We start from the raw sequence: 15,492 nt of genomic DNA, 5'->3' as shown, positions 1-15,492 counted from the left end.
TCTGCCACTGATAGTTCCCGAGCATTTACGGTGGGAAAGATCTATATCACCGGGAACAAAAAAACGAAGAATTACATCATCGAGCGGGAGCTGTACTTCAAGACCGGAGATTCCGTCAGTCTCCATGAGCTGGTGATCTCCTTTCAAAGGGCCCATGACCGGCTGATCAATACCCATCTGTTCAATGACGTGGTCATCTACCTTAAAAGTTTCCGCGGGTACGAGGCGGATATTGCGATAGACGTGAAAGAGCGGTGGTATATCTTTCCCGTTCCTTATTTCAGGCCGGTGGACCGTAATTTTTCAGCCTGGGCCGCCAGGCATTACAATCTCAACCGGGTGAACTATGGCGCAAAATTTACGCACTTCAATTTCACGGGGAGGAACGATCAGCTGACGGCCTGGCTGATCACCGGCTATGCCCGGCAATTCGAGCTGTATTATAACCAGCCTTATGCCGACAAGACCCTGAAGCATGGTTTCGGCGGGGGCTTTAGCTATGCGCAGCAGACGGAAGTAAACGCGCTGACTGCGGGCAACCAGCAATACTTCATCAACTCCGATACCGTCCCCTATGCCGGCAAATACCTTAGCGAAACCTTCTCCGCCTCGGTACGTTATTTCTATCGTCCGGGATTAAAAGTGCGGCATTTGATAAATTTCACGATGGCCAGCGCCCGGATCGACAGTGCTGTGGCAGTGTGGAACCCTCATTATTTCAATCACGACAAGCTAAAGGTGGTCTACCCGGAGCTGGCCTACCGTTTTAACTATACGGACGTGGATTATGTCGCCTATCCGCTGAACGGGATCATTTTCGAAACGGGGCTTACCCGCCGGGGGATCACCAAAGAGATGGATTTCTGGCAATTCTATACCAAGCTGACCCGTAGCTGGCCCCTGGCCAGGAAATTCTGGTTTGGGCTTGAGAATACCAATGTATTGAAATGGCCACTGCATCAGCCTTTCTATAATCAGTCCCTGCTGGGATACGGGGATTTCTTCCTGAGGGGACTGGACCGTTATGTGGTGGATGGTACAGCCGGGATTGTGCTACGCAATACTTTTTTCCGGGAGCTATTCAATTTCAGCATACCTTTCATGCATGTCCGCTCGCATGACCGGATCCCTTTCCGCATTTATGCCACGGCCTTTACAGATTACGGCTATGCGTACAATGCAGACTTTAAAGCTAATTCGTTGGTCAACCGTATGTTATATAGTGGAGGCTTTGGATTGGACATCGTTACCTTCTATGATCTGAACTTCCGGCTGGATTATAGCTTTAATCAATTAGGGCAAAACGGGTTATTTTTACACATCAGAAATGATTTTTAGCTGCAGTAAGCCGTGAGGGAACATTCAAAATGCTTTAGAAATTATAAAAAGTCGGCTTGAAGCTTGTAGCTAACAGCTCAATATGACACGAGGCGAAGCCGACTGCATTTGACCATTGAACAGACATTAATACCAAATGACACGAAGCGAAAGCTGACTGCATTTCACCATTGAAAGACGTTAATTCGAAATGACACGAGGCAAAGCCGACTGCATTTGACCATTGAACAGACATTAATACCAAATGAAAGTAGCCATTTACAGTCGCGTGATCGAATACGAACAGCAGAGCGGGGTTCAGCGATTATTTGACGAATTAATAAGACAGCAGCTTCAGCCAGTGATCCACCAGCCATTCCTGGAAAAGATCGGGTCTGCCTTTATGCTTCCCTCCAATATAGCCAGTTTCCGCGAGTCCAGTGACCTGGACGATTCCATCGAATTCCTCATCAGCTTAGGGGGGGATGGTACGCTGCTGGACACGGTGTCATTGGTGCGGGATAAGAACATCCCGGTATTGGGGATCAATTTCGGCCGGCTGGGTTTTCTGGCGAGCATTGGTAAGGAGGATCTGACAACGGCTGTCAATGCGTTGGTCAACCGCACATTCGTGGTGGACAAGCGCAGCCTGATCCACCTGGATGCCAACAAGCCATTATTTGGGGATGTGCCTTACGGATTAAATGAATTCGCTATCCATAAAACGGATACTTCCCCGATGATCAAGATCCACACGTACCTGAACGGAGAGTTCCTGAATACCTATTGGGCGGATGGCCTGATCGTAGCTACGCCCACCGGCTCCACGGGCTATTCGCTCAGCTGCGGGGGGCCTGTGGTCTTCCCGGAATCGGCCAGCTTTGTCATCACGCCGGTGGCGCCGCATAACCTGAATGTCCGTCCCATTGTCGTGCCGGATGACAATATCATCTCCTTTGAAGTGGAAGGGCGGGCGGAGAATTTCATCTGTGTCCTGGATTCCAGGAAGGAGATCGTGGATAAGCAGGTACAGCTGGCTGTTCGCAGTGAGGCTTTCACCCTGAGCCTGATACGCCTGAATGAAAATAATTTTCTGCAAACCCTCCGCGGCAAGCTTTCCTGGGGGCTGGATACCCGGAATTAGCCGATGCGGCTTGGTTTTTGACCAATGAATGACCTGTAATTTTTACCAGGGCGGACCACAGGTCTGCCGGCCGCAGGCCGATTAAATATGGATTTGAGCCCAAGGGGTTAAATTTTAACAAACCCTTGGGCAAAATGATGTTAGGGATGGGAACGAAAAAAACACAAATTTCGTTTCCTATGAGGACAATGTATTATAATAATTATATGAAGCAGCTGCTGAGTCTTACCGTAATATCATTATTGCTGGGTTGTCTGCGGGTGAATGCACAGGAAGAAGCCATCGTTCAGGAAGGTGAGTATGGTATTTCGGCCGGCGCTTCGCATTATTTCGGGGACCTGAATCCCAATCCACGGTTCAATCGCCCGAATATGGCCCTGGGCGCTTTTTTCCGTAAACAGTTCGGCAATTACGTTGCCCTGCGGATCGCAGGGCATTATGCTTTTCTCGGGTATTCGGACAGGTATAATACCAATAACGAATTCATGCTGCGACGGAACCTCAGCTTCAATACCAATATATGGGAGCTGACGCTGCAGGGCGATTTCAACTTCTACAAGTTCGTACCGGGTAGTCTTTACGACCGATTTACCCCGTATATCACTTTTGGGGCCGGTGTGTTCAATTACGACCCGTATGCTTATTACCGGGGCCAGAAGGTTTATTTAAGACAGCTGGGAACCGAGGGACAGGGTTCTTCGTTGTACCCCGGCCGGAAGCCTTACGGTAGCATGGCGATGTGCTTTCCCCTGGGCGTGGGGGTGAAATATAATCTCAACCGGAATATGAACCTGGGTTTCGAAGTGGTTTACCGCTTTACCACCACGGATTATATAGATGACGTCAGCACCAATTATGCGCCTGACGCGCAGACGCATTTGCTGCCGGATGGCTCTCCTACCCTTTGGTATGCCTTGCAGGACCGCAGTAGTGAGGTGGGGGCCCCTATCGGGATCAAGGGGCGTCAGCGGGGGTATTCCAACCAGCGGGACGGGTATTTGTTTGCGGAAGTTATGCTTTCATTTAATTTGAGTTCGTATAAGTGTCCTGCTCCGGGGGGGCTTTAAGTCTTCTTCCTTTAAGTTTATTGCCATTACTTATTCCCGACAGCTATATGCCTTCCGTCGCTGTACTTTGGGTACCATTGGGCATTTTACCTTTATTGAGCGGATGTCTATTGGGCTATTGTGGCTGGATCGACTAGCCCAAAGTAAGGCTCCTTCAGGCTATAGCTGATCGGCTGGCCGCGGAGGAGGCTAGTGGGGACTTATAGCTGATTGACTAGCCGCGGAGGGGGCCAGTGGGGATTCGATAAGTGGGGGCTCATTGCAGCGGGTGGGATTTGACAAGTGGGACGATTTTGGAGGGAATAAAGATGGCGGCTTGCCATTCAAGGGGCTTGAGAATGTTGATGGAGTTTGCGGCGAAGGCAATGTGCGGAGACGGGGGTTAAGCCATGCCCTGCCGTGGAGGAGCCTTACTTTCCTACGGTAGGGGATATATTTTGATGTTTGGCGATAGTCATCGTTCACAGTAGTAATACTATTAATCGGAGATGGAAAGTACAGCGACGGAACGGTTAGGGCTGGCGAAAAAGCGGAGAAGGCTCAGCGATCTGCCGTGAAAGCAACAGGAGCGGAGAAAGGACGAATCGCCCCGCGACAGTACAAGGGTGCGACGCAACGGCCGCCCAATAGAACCGCCCTGCGGGGCCAATGATGAGAATTTAACAACTCAAACCCCTGAAATCACTATCTTTGAGCCCCTTAAGTGGAACCGAGAAGACCCATCATTAAACGTGCACCGGGGGTGGGCCGAATTTCGGGAAAGTCATACCCGGTGATAAAAAACCATCTATGGAGTCTGAAAAGGCAAAAATAGATCTGCAACGGCTACCCCGTCATATCGCCATTATAATGGATGGCAACGGTCGCTGGGCCCAGGAAAAGGGCCAGGACAGACTATTTGGCCATTTTCATGGCGTCGAGAGCGTCAGGGATATCGTAGAAGGCTGTGCGGAGCTGGGGATCGGTTATCTGACCCTTTATGCTTTTTCCACGGAGAACTGGGATCGTCCGGCTGTCGAGGTCACGGGGCTGATGGAGCTGCTGGTGGAGACGATCCGGAAAGAGGCAGAGACGCTCAGCAGGAATAATATAAGATTGCATGTCATCGGCGATATGACCATGCTACCCGAATATGCCCGTAATGAGCTGAAGGAGGCGTTGGAGATAACGGGAAAGAATACGGGGCTGAACCTGATCATGGCATTGAGCTACAGCTCACGCTGGGAGCTTACGGAAGCGGTGAAGAGCCTCGCCCTGGATGTGAAGGCGGGGAAGCTGGATCCGGCCGCCATTACCCAGGACACCATTCAACAATATCTGTCCACACGGGACTTCCCTGATCCGGAATTGATGATCCGGACCAGCGGAGAGTACCGCATCAGTAATTTTTTGCTATATCAACTCGCTTATGCTGAATTGTATTTTACCAGCGTCCGCTGGCCTGATTTTCGAAAGGAGAACCTATATGAAGCCATCCTCGACTTCCAGGGCAGAGAAAGGCGATTTGGGAAGACTGGCGCACAAATCCAGCAGGAGTCGTCTGCTTCCCAGACCACTTTTTAACAAAGACTTTTAATAAATCCCCTTAATTTGCCGCTCTAAAAACCGACTGGATGCAACGAAGATCACTGATTTGTGTTTTTTTACTAATATCTTACTGCTTACTGAATCTAACTGCTGCAAAAGCCCAGGTTACCGATACGACGCATCCAGTTTCTGTAGATCCCGAATTAATCAACCTTACCAACCCTAAAAATCCTCCCCGTGAATACACTATTGCAGGCATCAAGATAGCCGGAACCAAATACCTTGACGAGACGCTACTCACTTCCATTTCAGGGCTTACAGTAGGTGATAAAGTGACAATTCCGGGCGGTGATAATTTCAGCAAGGCCATTACGAATCTCTGGAAGCAAAATCTTTTTTCCGATATCGAGATCAATTTTACGAAAATTTCCGGCACCAATATTTATATAGAGATCGTTGTGACAGAGCGGCCCCGCCTGTCGAATTTTTATTTTAAGGGGGTGAAGAAAGGTGATGGGGACGATCTAACCACCAAGACCGGCCTGGTCAAGGGGCGGGTGGTCAACGAGAACATGAAGCGTTCAGCCATCCAGGTCATTAAAAAGTTCTATGCCGAGAAGGGTTACCAGGATGCGCAGATAACCATTACCGAAATCAAAGACCCGTCTGTCGCGAATTCCGAGATACTCAACTTCAACATCGTTAAAGGCCCGAAGGTTCGCATCAGCGAGATCAATTTTTTCGGCAACCAGGCTGTTTCGGAGATCAAGCTAAAGAAGCAGATGAAGGATACGCATGAGCAGACCCGGTTCACGCTGTTCCCGCCTCCGGAGGACACGACGTTCGGCGCTCATTCCCGCATGGGCTTCAGAGAATACCTCGATAAATGGGGTTTTTTGTCGTTTACGGGGACGAAGGAATTCCTGGACCCGTACTTCCGGTTCAAGCTGTTCAGCTCGGCGAAGTTCAATGCCACCAAGTATGAGGCGGACAAACAAAAGGTGCTGGACTATTACAACTCGCAGGGCTATCGTGACGCAACGATCGTAGATGACAGGACGATCGTGAAGAAAGGGAAGATGAACGTAGATATCAAGGTGGAAGAAGGGCATAAATATTATTTCGGGAATATTTCCTGGAGGGGCAATACCAAATACTCCGACAGTATCCTCAGCCTGGCGTTGGGCATTCACAAAGGGGATGTCTACAACCTGGATATCCTGAACAAGAAATTGAAGATGTCCCAGGAGGGTGGTGATATCAGTGGTCTGTATATGGATGACGGTTACCTGTTCTTCCATATCGATCCGGTGGAAACGGCGGTATATAATGATACCATCGATTTCGAGATCCGTATGACGGAAGGGCCTCAGGCGACGATCAAGAATATTACGATCACCGGGAATGAAAAGACAAAGGAGTATGTCATCCGCCGGGAGCTGTTCACGATACCAGGGGATAAGTTCAGCCGGCAGGAGCTGATCCGTTCTCAGCGGCAGATTGCGAACCTGGGTTTCTTCAACCAGGAAAAGATCACCCCGGGCGTCAACCCGAACCAGGAAGATGGGACGGTGGATATCAACTGGGGAGTGGAAGAAAAATCTGCCGACCAGCTGGAGCTGTCCGCGGGATGGGGTGGCGGCATTGGTCTCACCGGGACGGTGGGTGTCACGTTCAACAACTTCTCTATGAAGAACATTCTTCATAAATCTGCATGGGATCCGTTGCCCAGCGGGGATGGACAGAAGCTGAGCCTTCGTATCCAGTCCAATGGCAAGGCGTACCAGTCCTATAACTTCTCCTTCACGGAGCCCTGGCTGGGTGGAAAGAAGCGAAATTCACTGACTGTCAGTCTTTACCGCAGCGTCTTCCGTACGGGAGGATACAACTACCGGACGAATACCTATTCGTTCAGCGATACCAACTCATTGAAGAACTTCGGTGTCTCCGTGGCCCTGGGCAAACAGCTGCACTGGCCGGATGATTATTTCACCCTGACGTATTCTGTGAACTATACACAGTACGACCTGAACAACTATCCTTTGTTCACCTCGGCCTTCCGGAACGGCTTCTCCACCAACTTGAGTTTCAAGCTGGCTTTGAGCCGGTATTCGTTGGACCAGCCTATTTATCCAAGGTCTGGCGCCAGCCAGATCCTGAGCGTTCAGTTCACACCGCCTTATTCCGCGTTTGACAGGAGTCTTACGCAGCAGAACAGCTACAAATTGCCGGAATACCATAAATGGCGGTTTACCAGTGACTGGTACCTGCCGATCGGGCAACCGATGGGAGCGGACAAAAGCCGTCAGTTCGTGCTGAAGGCATCTGCCAAGTTCGGATTCATGGGCCGCTATAACAGCAGGCTTGGCTTCTCTCCTTTCGAGCGTTTCCAGGTGGGGGATGCGGGTCTGACCAACAACTTCGGCTTGCTGGGGTATGATATTATCTCCCAGCGGGGTTATCCTGTTTACGAGAACTCCGATCCGAAATTCAACCCTGACCAGCAACAGGCCAGCCAGTTCTTTACCATGTTCAATAAGTATACGCTGGAATTGCGCTATCCTTTCACGACCAATCCCAGCAGCACGATCTATGGGCTGACCTTTTTCGAGGCTGCCAATGGATGGTATAATTACAATGAATACAATCCTTTCCGTCTCCGCAGGAGCGTAGGCGTGGGCATGCGTTTCTTCCTGCCCATGTTCGGCCTGCTGGGTTTCGACTACGGGATAGGCCTGGATCGTATCCAGAATGGCTCTCTGAAAAATGCGACCCGGTTTACATTTATGTTGGGGTATGAACCGGATTAATGCTTATTTTACAGATCCTAAAAATGCACCTATGAGGAAGATAATAATATTTGTAAGCCTGTTGCTGGCCTTTGCGCTGGCCGGGCAGGCGCAACGGATCATCGTTGTAGACACCAAGTATATCCTGGATAAAATGCCGGAATACAAAGATGCCCAGAAAAAGCTGGATCAGATCAGCCTGCAGTGGCAGAAAGAGATCGATGACAAGCAGTCGGCCCTGGATAAAATGTACAAGGATTATGACGCCGAGCAGGTGATGTTGAGCGATACGCTGAAGAAGAAAAGAGAGGATCTGCTTTTCAACAGGGAAAAGGAGGTGCGGGACCTTCAGCGCAAGCGTTTCGGCTATGAAGGCGACCTGTTCAAGATGCGGCAGGAATTGGTCAAACCCATACAGGACAAGGTATACAACGCCATCCAGCAGATTGCGGTCAACAGGATGTACGATTTAATTTTGGATAAAAGTGAAGGAATTACTGTTATATTTGCCGACCCAAAGCTGGACAAAAGCGAGGATATCCTGCGGGCTTTGGGAATTGCCAAATAAGGAGAAGAAGCTTTGGGTGATCGATGTGCCTGGCTATTGTTAAAGTGTCGTTAAGCAAACAACAAAAACAAATAAGATCATGGAACTCCGTTATGTTCCGTGCTCACCAAAAACAAACAACGAACAAATGAAAAAGATTCTTACCGTAGTAGTGGTGGTTATGGGCCTGGTGATGGCGGGCAATTCAACAAAAGCGCAGGCGAAGATCGGCTATATCAGCCTTTCCGAACTGATCCCTGCAATGCCTGAATACAAAAAAGCGGATACGGCCTTGAATGATTACCAGAATGCGCTGGGTCAGAATTTCGAGGACATGAAGAAGGAATATTATGAGCAGGACAGCCTCTTGAACTCAAAGGATACGGCTAAATACACAAAGGCGCAACTGGAACTGAAGAAGAAGAATATGGGTGAAATGCTCATCAAGCTGCAGGGATGGCAACAGCAGGCACAGCAACTGTACCAGCAGAAGCAGCAGGATCTGATCACGCCTATTCAGAAGAAAGCTGTTGAAACGGTGCAGGCCGTGGCCAAGGAAAACGGCTATGCTTATGTGCTGACGAAGGAAGCGCTGCTGGCATCCCCTCCCGCAGATGACCTGCTGCCCCTGGTGAAGAAGAAGCTCGGCCTCAAATAGCGCCACAGGCGCTATGGCCGTAACCGAGCGAAGCGAAGGTTACGAACGAGGAGGAGCAAGGAACGCAGCTCCGACGAAGTTCTCATCATTAGCCGTTCGGTAAATTTCGGAACCCATCGCCGGCGAAATAAATAGGTTCTATTGTACAAATCAGATATTAAATGAAGCGCTGGGCGGCTATTCCCCCGGCGTTTTTTTATACTATGCAATCCTCGCAACCCATCGGTGTATTTGATTCAGGTTATGGCGGCCTCACGGTTCTGAAAGAGCTGGTGGCCCGGCTGCCGCAGTATGATTATACGTACCTGGGAGATAATGCCCGTGCACCCTATGGGACGAGGAGCTTCGAGACGGTGTATCATTATACGCTGGAGTGTGTGCAATGGCTTTTCCGCCAGGGCTGTCCCCTGGTGATACTGGCCTGCAATACGGCTTCGGCGAAGGCGCTGCGGACCATCCAGCAGCATGACCTTCCCCTGATCGCGCCGGATAAAAGGGTGCTGGGGGTGATACGGCCGACCACGGAAGTGATAGGGAAGTATACGAAGACGGGCAAAGTGGGCATTCTTGCTACCCGGGGGACGGTGCTGTCAGGGTCCTATCCTATCGAGATCGAAAAATTCTACCCTTCCATCGATGTGTTCCAGCAGGCTTGCCCGCTCTGGGTGCCCCTGGTGGAGAATAACGAGCATGATAAGCCTGGCGCTGATTATTTTGTGAAAGAGTATATGGAGTTGCTGAAGGCCCAATCTCCTGATATTGACGCTGTGCTCCTGGCATGTACCCACTATCCCCTGATGCGGGACAAGATCGCGCGGCATTTGCCGGCGGGTAGCCAGCTGATCGTCCAGGGCGAGATCGTAGCGGAGAGTCTGGCTGATTATTTGCAGCGTCATCCGGAGATGGAACGCCGGTGTTCCAGGAACGGCCAGCTCCGGTGCTTTACCACGGACTCCGCCGAGGATTTTGACAGCCACGCCAGTATTTTCTATGGGAAAGCTTTACAATCAACGCATATAGTATTACCTTAATAGTTGCATTATGTCCCGTTACCTTTCTCATATCGTGTCCGTCCTGGTGGTCCTGGGCCTTTTCTCCTGCCGGAAAGAGGTCAGCACAGAAAATCCCAATGGTCGCAACGGGACCTTTATGGCACAGATCGATGGGACGCAATGGATAGCTGCTGACAATCAAAAAGGGGCCACCATTGCGGCGGGATTTATCAGCATTACGGGCCTCAGTGCGGACAATAAGCAGCTGGGCATTATCCTCAACGATACGGTCCCCGGGGTCTACACGCTCGACCAGAACACTACTTCCGTTGCCGCGTACGCCAATAAAGACTCCGCCGACCTGTATGCCTACACCTCCAACCAGGGCAGCGACACGTCCCAGGCGGGCGGGACGGTGACAGTGACCGCCATCGACCCGGTGAACAAGACCATTACCGGCACATTCTTCTTCAATGCCTATCGGAACGTCGACGGTAAGGAAAAAAAGATCACAGAAGGGGTCTTCTACAAATTACCCTATAGTTCGTCCCTTCCGGAGGCTAACAAAGGGGATACGATGCATGCAGTCATCGATGGACAGAACTGGATGGCCAGGAGCATCCTGGCTTCAAACTTTTCCAACACGCTGGTTATAAATGGCTCAGCCCTCAATGGGGCACAGGCCATTACCCTTATACTGCCTTTTGATATCGCTCCGGGAGGGCCTTATATGTTCGATAACATGCAATTCACCTATACCGGCGTCTATAGTCCGGTGATCAACTCCACTTTTGGCGCTGCCAGCGGGACACTCAATATCCTGGAAAATGATCCTACTGCCGGAAGGATCAGGGGTAATTTTGAGTTCCTGGCGACTGACCCCACCTTCCAGGACCCCAAGACCTACCAGCTGAGCAGCGGATATTTTTCGGTGCAATATTAGTAAACACTTGGCCGGCCATCTTTTTTTCCCTAATTTTGCCGTCCCTTTCACCGGCGACGGGTATGGTGACCCGTGGTCTTTGATGGAAAAAGTTTTTTCTAATTTATTTAAAATGAACGTATGAAACGTACATTCCAACCTCATAGACGTCGCCGCAAAACTGTTCATGGTTTTCGTAAGCGCATGCAGACTGCCAATGGCCGTAAGGTATTGGCCAGCCGTCGTAAAAAGGGTCGTAAGAAACTGACGATTTCTGACGAATCGAAACTGAAATAGCATTTCCGGCCGGGACGGGTTTTTCCGTCATCGGACCATAGAGCTTATATTGCAGCGAATTAGTGCGAGCTAATTCGCTTTTTTTATTTTAAAATATCTCCCATCCACCGGCGATTCACATTAGGCAGGGGTGAGCGGCTGAAGAGCCGCAAGCAGATCGAGCGGGTCTTCCGTGCGGGCAAGCGCCTGCATGTCTTTCCCTACATGGTCTATTATGTGATAGAACCCCCGGAGGGCGGGCCTGGTCAAGCGGGAAATGTGGGTAAAGGCCGGCCGGGTTTACAGGCCGGATTCGGGGCCAGCAAGCGGAATTTTAAAAAGGCGGTAGACAGGAACCGGATCAAGCGGCTGACCCGGGAGGCTTATCGCCTGCAAAAAGAGCCTTTGGCGCTTTGGGTGGAGGAACGGCGGCTTTCGCTCTGCCTGTTTTTTATTTATACCGGCAAAGAACTGCCCGATCACCGCCTGGTGTCCGGCAGGATAGCTGTAGCTTTGGAAAAAATAGCGAAGGAGATAGGATCATGAGGACCTTACGACGCATATTAAGCCTGCCCCTGATCGCATTGATCAAGCTGTATCAATGGATTATTTCGCCCCTGTTAGGCCCCAAATGCCGCTTTACGCCCACCTGCTCGCAATATGCCCTGGAAGCACTGCAAAAATATGGTCCCCTGAAAGGCGGATGGCTGGCGCTACGCCGCATTGTCCGTTGTCATCCCTGGGGAGGACATGGGGTGGACCCTGTACCTTAGGAAGCTGCAAGCTGCAAGCCTCAAGCTGCAAGCCAGGAGTGCTTAGGTTAACTTTACTTGTAGCTTGCAGCTTGTGGCTTGAGGCTATTTCGCCGGTTTGGCCGGCGAAATGATCCCATTGAATTTATTGATCATTTCGTGCACTTCCTTGACGCTATAAAATTTATAGATCTCCGGGACGGAGCCGGCGTCGAAAGAAGAAGGGATCGTTGTGTAAGGTCCGAATACCTTTGCTGCGGTGGTCTGGCTGACCTTGGCAATATGGTTGGGCAGGATAAAATAATTCTTATTGGCTGCGCTGACGTTCTCGCCGCGAACCAGTTTTTCAAGGCTATCCACCATAGGTTTCAGCTGATCCTGTGTAATACGGTTGCTTCCAGATGCCGCACCTACGCGCTGGAAGCTGCCTACGATGGTGTCATTTTTCAGGTTGGCTATATAAAGCCCATCTTCCGCCACTTCCAGGCTGACCTTACCGGAAGGGGTCTGCGCGTTGAGCGTCACCGGATCGCCGCCGGAGAAGTCCAGGTCCTGTTGATGTAAGGGGCCTCCTTCGCCAACGGTGATATTGGTCTTGGTGTTATCTACCTGTATATCGCTGCCTGCATAGACGATGACCTTTTTCTGATGTCCTTTACAAGCTGCCAGGGAGAGAAGCGCTGCGATCGAAAATGCCGTGGCGGAAAATTGCTGCATATGGTTCTTTTTATCGAATGGTATTCCGGCAGCGTAGTCCTTGCGGGTCACGCTGCCGGTGAGTATGATTTATTTGCCGATCGCGGCCGCATAACGTTCAGCCACCTTATCCCAGTTGACTACGCTCCAGAAAGCGCCCAGGTATTCGGCGCGGCGATTTTGATATTTCAGGTAATAGGCATGTTCCCAAACGTCCACGCCCAGCAGGGGTGTTCCCTTTACTTCGGCTACGTCCATCAGTGGGTTGTCCTGGTTGGGGGTGGAGCTGATCTCCAGCTTGCCGTCCTTTACGATGAGCCAGGCCCAGCCGCTGCCGAAACGGCCCATGCCGGCCGCATTGAATTTTTCCTTGAAGGCGTCGAAGCTGCCGAAGGTGGTATGGATGTCGTCGGCCAGCCTGGCTGAGGGAGCGCCGGTGCTTTTGGGGCTGAGGCTTTCCCAGAAGAAAGTATGGTTCCAGTGTCCTCCGCCATTGTTGCGGACGACAGGGCTGATGGTGCCTGCTTTTGCGACCAGCTCTTCCAGGGATTTTCCTTCGTTGGGAGTGCCGGCGATGGCCTTATTCAGATTGTCAACATATGCCTGATGATGTTTACCATGGTGTATCTGCATGGTGGTAGTGTCGATGTGCGGCTCCAATGCTTCGAATGCATACGGCAACGCAGGAAGTGTAAATGCCATAACGGATGTTTTTAATGTTATCTAAAATTAAGTCTTGTCAATAAGGGCCGTGAGGCCACTGAAGGGGTAGCGAATTTACAGGAAAATGCGCACCCTGCCAAACGGATGGATTACACCCGGAGGTGGGAGGATGTTTAAAGTTTTGTAACTTTCTCGTCTAATCTCTTTTTTATGTATACTATGTTCAAGTGCATTGCAGCTGTCTTTTGTCTGTCGGCAGGGTGTTCTTTCGGGGTAAAGGCCCAGGACAATACGCTTACTGCCAGGGAGAGAAAGGCGGGCTGGAAATTATTATTTGACGGTAAGTCGACTGCGGGGTGGCATACGTATAAGCAGGCGCCCGATGACAGCTGGGAGGTCACTAACGGAGAGCTGCATTGCAAGCAGGAAGGGGTACAGCATCGTGCCGACCTGGTGACGAATGGGAAATATGAGAATTTTGAGCTTGAGCTGGACTGGAAGATTGAAAAGGGGGCCAATAGCGGTGTGCTTTATCATGTGCTGGAGACGCATGAGCATCCCTATGAGACCGGGCCGGAGTACCAGCTGATAGATGATTTCGGGTACCCGGGGAAGTTGGAAGATTGGCAGAAGAGCGGGGCGGATTATGCGATGCATCCTCCGTTGAAGATCGCTACGAAGCCCCAGGGGGAGTATAACCATACACGGATCGTTGTAAATGGAGATCATGTGGAGCATTGGCTCAATGGATTCAAGGTGGCTGATTTTAAGGTCCGGACACCGGAATGGCGGAAGCTGAAGGCCACCGGCAAATGGAAGGATTATCCTGATTATGGCGTGGCGAAGACGGGACTGATCGACCTGCAGGATCATGGTGGTGGGGCGACCTTCAAGAACATCAAGATCAGAAAAATCTAGCTACAAGCTTCAAGCTACAAGCTGCAAGCAAGATCTTTTAAGTCGTGCATGGCTTAATAATGCCAACTTGTAGCTTGAGGCTTGTAGCTTGAAGCTGGAAAGTGCTCGCAGCTATTTCCTGCGTTCGCGAAAGAAGTCCTGCATCAGCGCGGCGCATTCTTCTTTCAGGATGCCTTTTATGAGGGTGGTTTTGGGGTGGAAGGGCCAGGTAGGGATCCGGGCTTCGGGAGATGGGAGCAGGGGGTCATCTGATGGGTTGGACAGGGATGGCAGGCGGATGCCCCGGCGGTAGCCGTTCTTATCGTCATCGGCGCCGTAGATGACGCGGCCGATCTTGCTCCAATAGAGCGCGCCGGCGCACATGAGGCAGGGTTCTACGGTGATATAGATGGAGGCATCCGGGAGGTATTTGCTGCCCAGGAAATTGAAGGCGGAGGTGAGGGCGATGATCTCGGCGTGTGCGGTGCAGTCTGTCAGTCTTTCCGTTTGGTTGTGACCGCGGGCGATGATCTTGTCGTTCAGGACGATGATGGCGCCGATGGGGATCTCTTCTTCGGCGTATGCTTTGCGGGCTTCCTTGAGGGCTTGCTGCATGTAATCGCTGTCATCATTGGTACGCAAAAAAGGAATTTTCCCTATAACGTTGTCATTGCTCATAAAGTCAAAATTAAGCACTAAATCATTGCATTTAATTATGGCGAATTTGCCATAATTAAGCTAAAAGAAAAGAGGCCCCAAGAGGGCCTTTGTTTACATCGGTCAAGTGATTGTCCTTAATTTTAGCGATTCGGATGTTTGTTTAAAGAAGAATAACAGGTTTTTCCGATAGTATCAGTAAGCGGAAATGTATATTCCGGCTTTCTGTCCATACCGAGCTCCCTCATGGTTTCGATGAGTTGCTGAAGTTCTTTAAACTTATTATCACCAAGGTTTTTAAGCTCCTCGGCATTTATTGTTTCCTGAATTTTTTCAGCAATTGAATTCATAATACGAATTTAAATAAATTTTCGTGAATGTAAGAAGGCTTCAGAGCCGTTTCTCAATATGTATTGGCAAATCAAGTCATTATATTCTCTTATAAGTGATTTTAACGCCTTATCGCTGGAGTAATCCTCGATCTTTAGCTTTAAAATATGAGTTAAGGCGGCTACTCCAATTGAAATCTTCAATAAAGTCACGGAAGGGTTTTTCAAGCGAATCGGCGATAGGACCATAATAAAAAAT

17 protein-coding genes are annotated in these 15,492 nt (G+C 50.3%); 13 read left to right on the top strand and 4 right to left on the bottom strand.

Annotation, left to right across the window (positions count from 1 at the left end; all coding sequences use genetic code 11):
• Nucleotides 1–30: 30 nt before the first annotated feature.
• The 12 genes from Q4E93_RS27070 (at nt 31) to yidD (ending at nt 12,012) form a co-directional block, all read left to right on the top strand.
• Nucleotides 31–1,338, top strand: a complete 1,308-nt coding sequence (locus tag Q4E93_RS27070; protein WP_303590731.1) for a POTRA domain-containing protein — start codon at nt 31–33, stop codon at nt 1,336–1,338.
• Nucleotides 1,339–1,582: 244 nt separating this feature from the next.
• Nucleotides 1,583–2,461, top strand: a complete 879-nt coding sequence (locus Q4E93_RS27065; RefSeq protein ID WP_303590729.1) for an NAD kinase — start codon at nt 1,583–1,585, stop codon at nt 2,459–2,461.
• A 206-nt stretch (nt 2,462–2,667) separates the two neighbouring features.
• Nucleotides 2,668–3,528, top strand: a complete 861-nt coding sequence (gene porG, locus Q4E93_RS27060) for a type IX secretion system protein PorG (protein WP_303590727.1) — start codon at nt 2,668–2,670, stop codon at nt 3,526–3,528.
• Nucleotides 3,529–4,317: 789 nt separating this feature from the next.
• Nucleotides 4,318–5,091: an undecaprenyl pyrophosphate synthase gene (gene uppS, locus Q4E93_RS27055; RefSeq protein ID WP_303590725.1), complete on the top strand. Its 774-nt coding sequence runs from the start codon at nt 4,318–4,320 to the stop codon at nt 5,089–5,091.
• Nucleotides 5,092–5,141: 50 nt separating this feature from the next.
• Nucleotides 5,142–7,865, top strand: coding sequence for a BamA/OMP85 family outer membrane protein (locus tag Q4E93_RS27050; RefSeq protein WP_303590723.1), 2,724 nt, complete (start codon nt 5,142–5,144; stop codon nt 7,863–7,865).
• 31 nt (nt 7,866–7,896) lie between these two features.
• Entirely contained in the window at nt 7,897–8,412 is a 516-nt protein-coding gene (locus Q4E93_RS27045; RefSeq protein WP_303590721.1) for an OmpH/Skp family outer membrane protein, read from the top strand.
• A 127-nt stretch (nt 8,413–8,539) separates the two neighbouring features.
• Nucleotides 8,540–9,049 (top strand): OmpH/Skp family outer membrane protein, encoded by a 510-nt coding sequence (locus Q4E93_RS27040; RefSeq protein ID WP_303590718.1) that lies wholly within the window; start codon nt 8,540–8,542, stop codon nt 9,047–9,049.
• Between the two features lie 203 nt (nt 9,050–9,252).
• Nucleotides 9,253–10,080, top strand: a complete 828-nt coding sequence (gene murI / locus Q4E93_RS27035) for a glutamate racemase (protein WP_303590716.1) — start codon at nt 9,253–9,255, stop codon at nt 10,078–10,080.
• Between the two features lie 10 nt (nt 10,081–10,090).
• The gene (locus Q4E93_RS27030) at nt 10,091–10,984 is read left to right on the top strand and encodes a Riean_0653 family protein (RefSeq protein ID WP_303590714.1); all 894 of its coding nucleotides are present in this window, start codon (nt 10,091–10,093) and stop codon (nt 10,982–10,984) included.
• A gap of 120 nt (nt 10,985–11,104) precedes the next feature.
• On the top strand, nt 11,105–11,260 hold the full coding sequence (gene rpmH / locus Q4E93_RS27025) for a 50S ribosomal protein L34 (protein ID WP_303590712.1): 156 nt from the start codon (nt 11,105–11,107) through the stop codon (nt 11,258–11,260).
• Between the two features lie 72 nt (nt 11,261–11,332).
• Complete coding sequence (rnpA, locus tag Q4E93_RS27020) at nt 11,333–11,785, top strand: ribonuclease P protein component (RefSeq protein ID WP_317505204.1); 453 nt, start codon at nt 11,333–11,335, stop codon at nt 11,783–11,785.
• Nucleotides 11,782–12,012 (top strand): membrane protein insertion efficiency factor YidD, encoded by a 231-nt coding sequence (yidD, locus tag Q4E93_RS27015; protein WP_303590710.1) that lies wholly within the window; start codon nt 11,782–11,784, stop codon nt 12,010–12,012. The genes rnpA and yidD overlap by 4 nt, the downstream gene beginning before the upstream one ends.
• Nucleotides 12,013–12,096: 84 nt before the next feature.
• On the opposite strand, the gene Q4E93_RS27010 is transcribed toward yidD, so the two are convergent.
• Together Q4E93_RS27010 and Q4E93_RS27005 are read right to left on the bottom strand one after the other, a co-directional pair.
• A complete protein-coding gene (locus Q4E93_RS27010; protein WP_303590708.1) occupies nt 12,097–12,708 on the bottom strand; it encodes a hypothetical protein in 612 nt (203 codons plus the stop codon).
• A gap of 69 nt (nt 12,709–12,777) precedes the next feature.
• Nucleotides 12,778–13,389 carry a superoxide dismutase gene (locus Q4E93_RS27005; RefSeq protein ID WP_303590706.1) on the bottom strand — a complete coding sequence of 204 codons (612 nt, stop codon included), beginning with the start codon at nt 13,387–13,389 and terminating at the stop codon, nt 12,778–12,780.
• 171 nt (nt 13,390–13,560) lie between these two features.
• Between Q4E93_RS27005 and Q4E93_RS27000 the strand changes: the two genes are divergently transcribed.
• A complete protein-coding gene (locus Q4E93_RS27000) occupies nt 13,561–14,268 on the top strand; it encodes a 3-keto-disaccharide hydrolase (RefSeq protein WP_303590704.1) in 708 nt (235 codons plus the stop codon).
• Nucleotides 14,269–14,379: 111 nt separating this feature from the next.
• Here the strand turns inward: Q4E93_RS27000 and Q4E93_RS26995 are convergent, their stop codons facing one another.
• Together Q4E93_RS26995 and Q4E93_RS26990 are read right to left on the bottom strand one after the other, a co-directional pair.
• Nucleotides 14,380–14,925, bottom strand: a complete 546-nt coding sequence (locus Q4E93_RS26995; protein ID WP_303590702.1) for a nucleoside deaminase — start codon at nt 14,923–14,925, stop codon at nt 14,380–14,382.
• 122 nt (nt 14,926–15,047) lie between these two features.
• Nucleotides 15,048–15,254 (bottom strand): hypothetical protein, encoded by a 207-nt coding sequence (locus tag Q4E93_RS26990; protein WP_303590700.1) that lies wholly within the window; start codon nt 15,252–15,254, stop codon nt 15,048–15,050.
• Nucleotides 15,255–15,492: the final 238 nt, after the last annotated feature.

This window comes from Flavitalea plasmicola (assembly GCF_030546645.1).
Taxonomy (GTDB): domain Bacteria; phylum Bacteroidota; class Bacteroidia; order Chitinophagales; family Chitinophagaceae; genus Puia.
The sequence above is the reverse complement of the archived record's forward strand: the minus strand, read 5'-3'. Positions and strand labels throughout refer to the sequence as shown.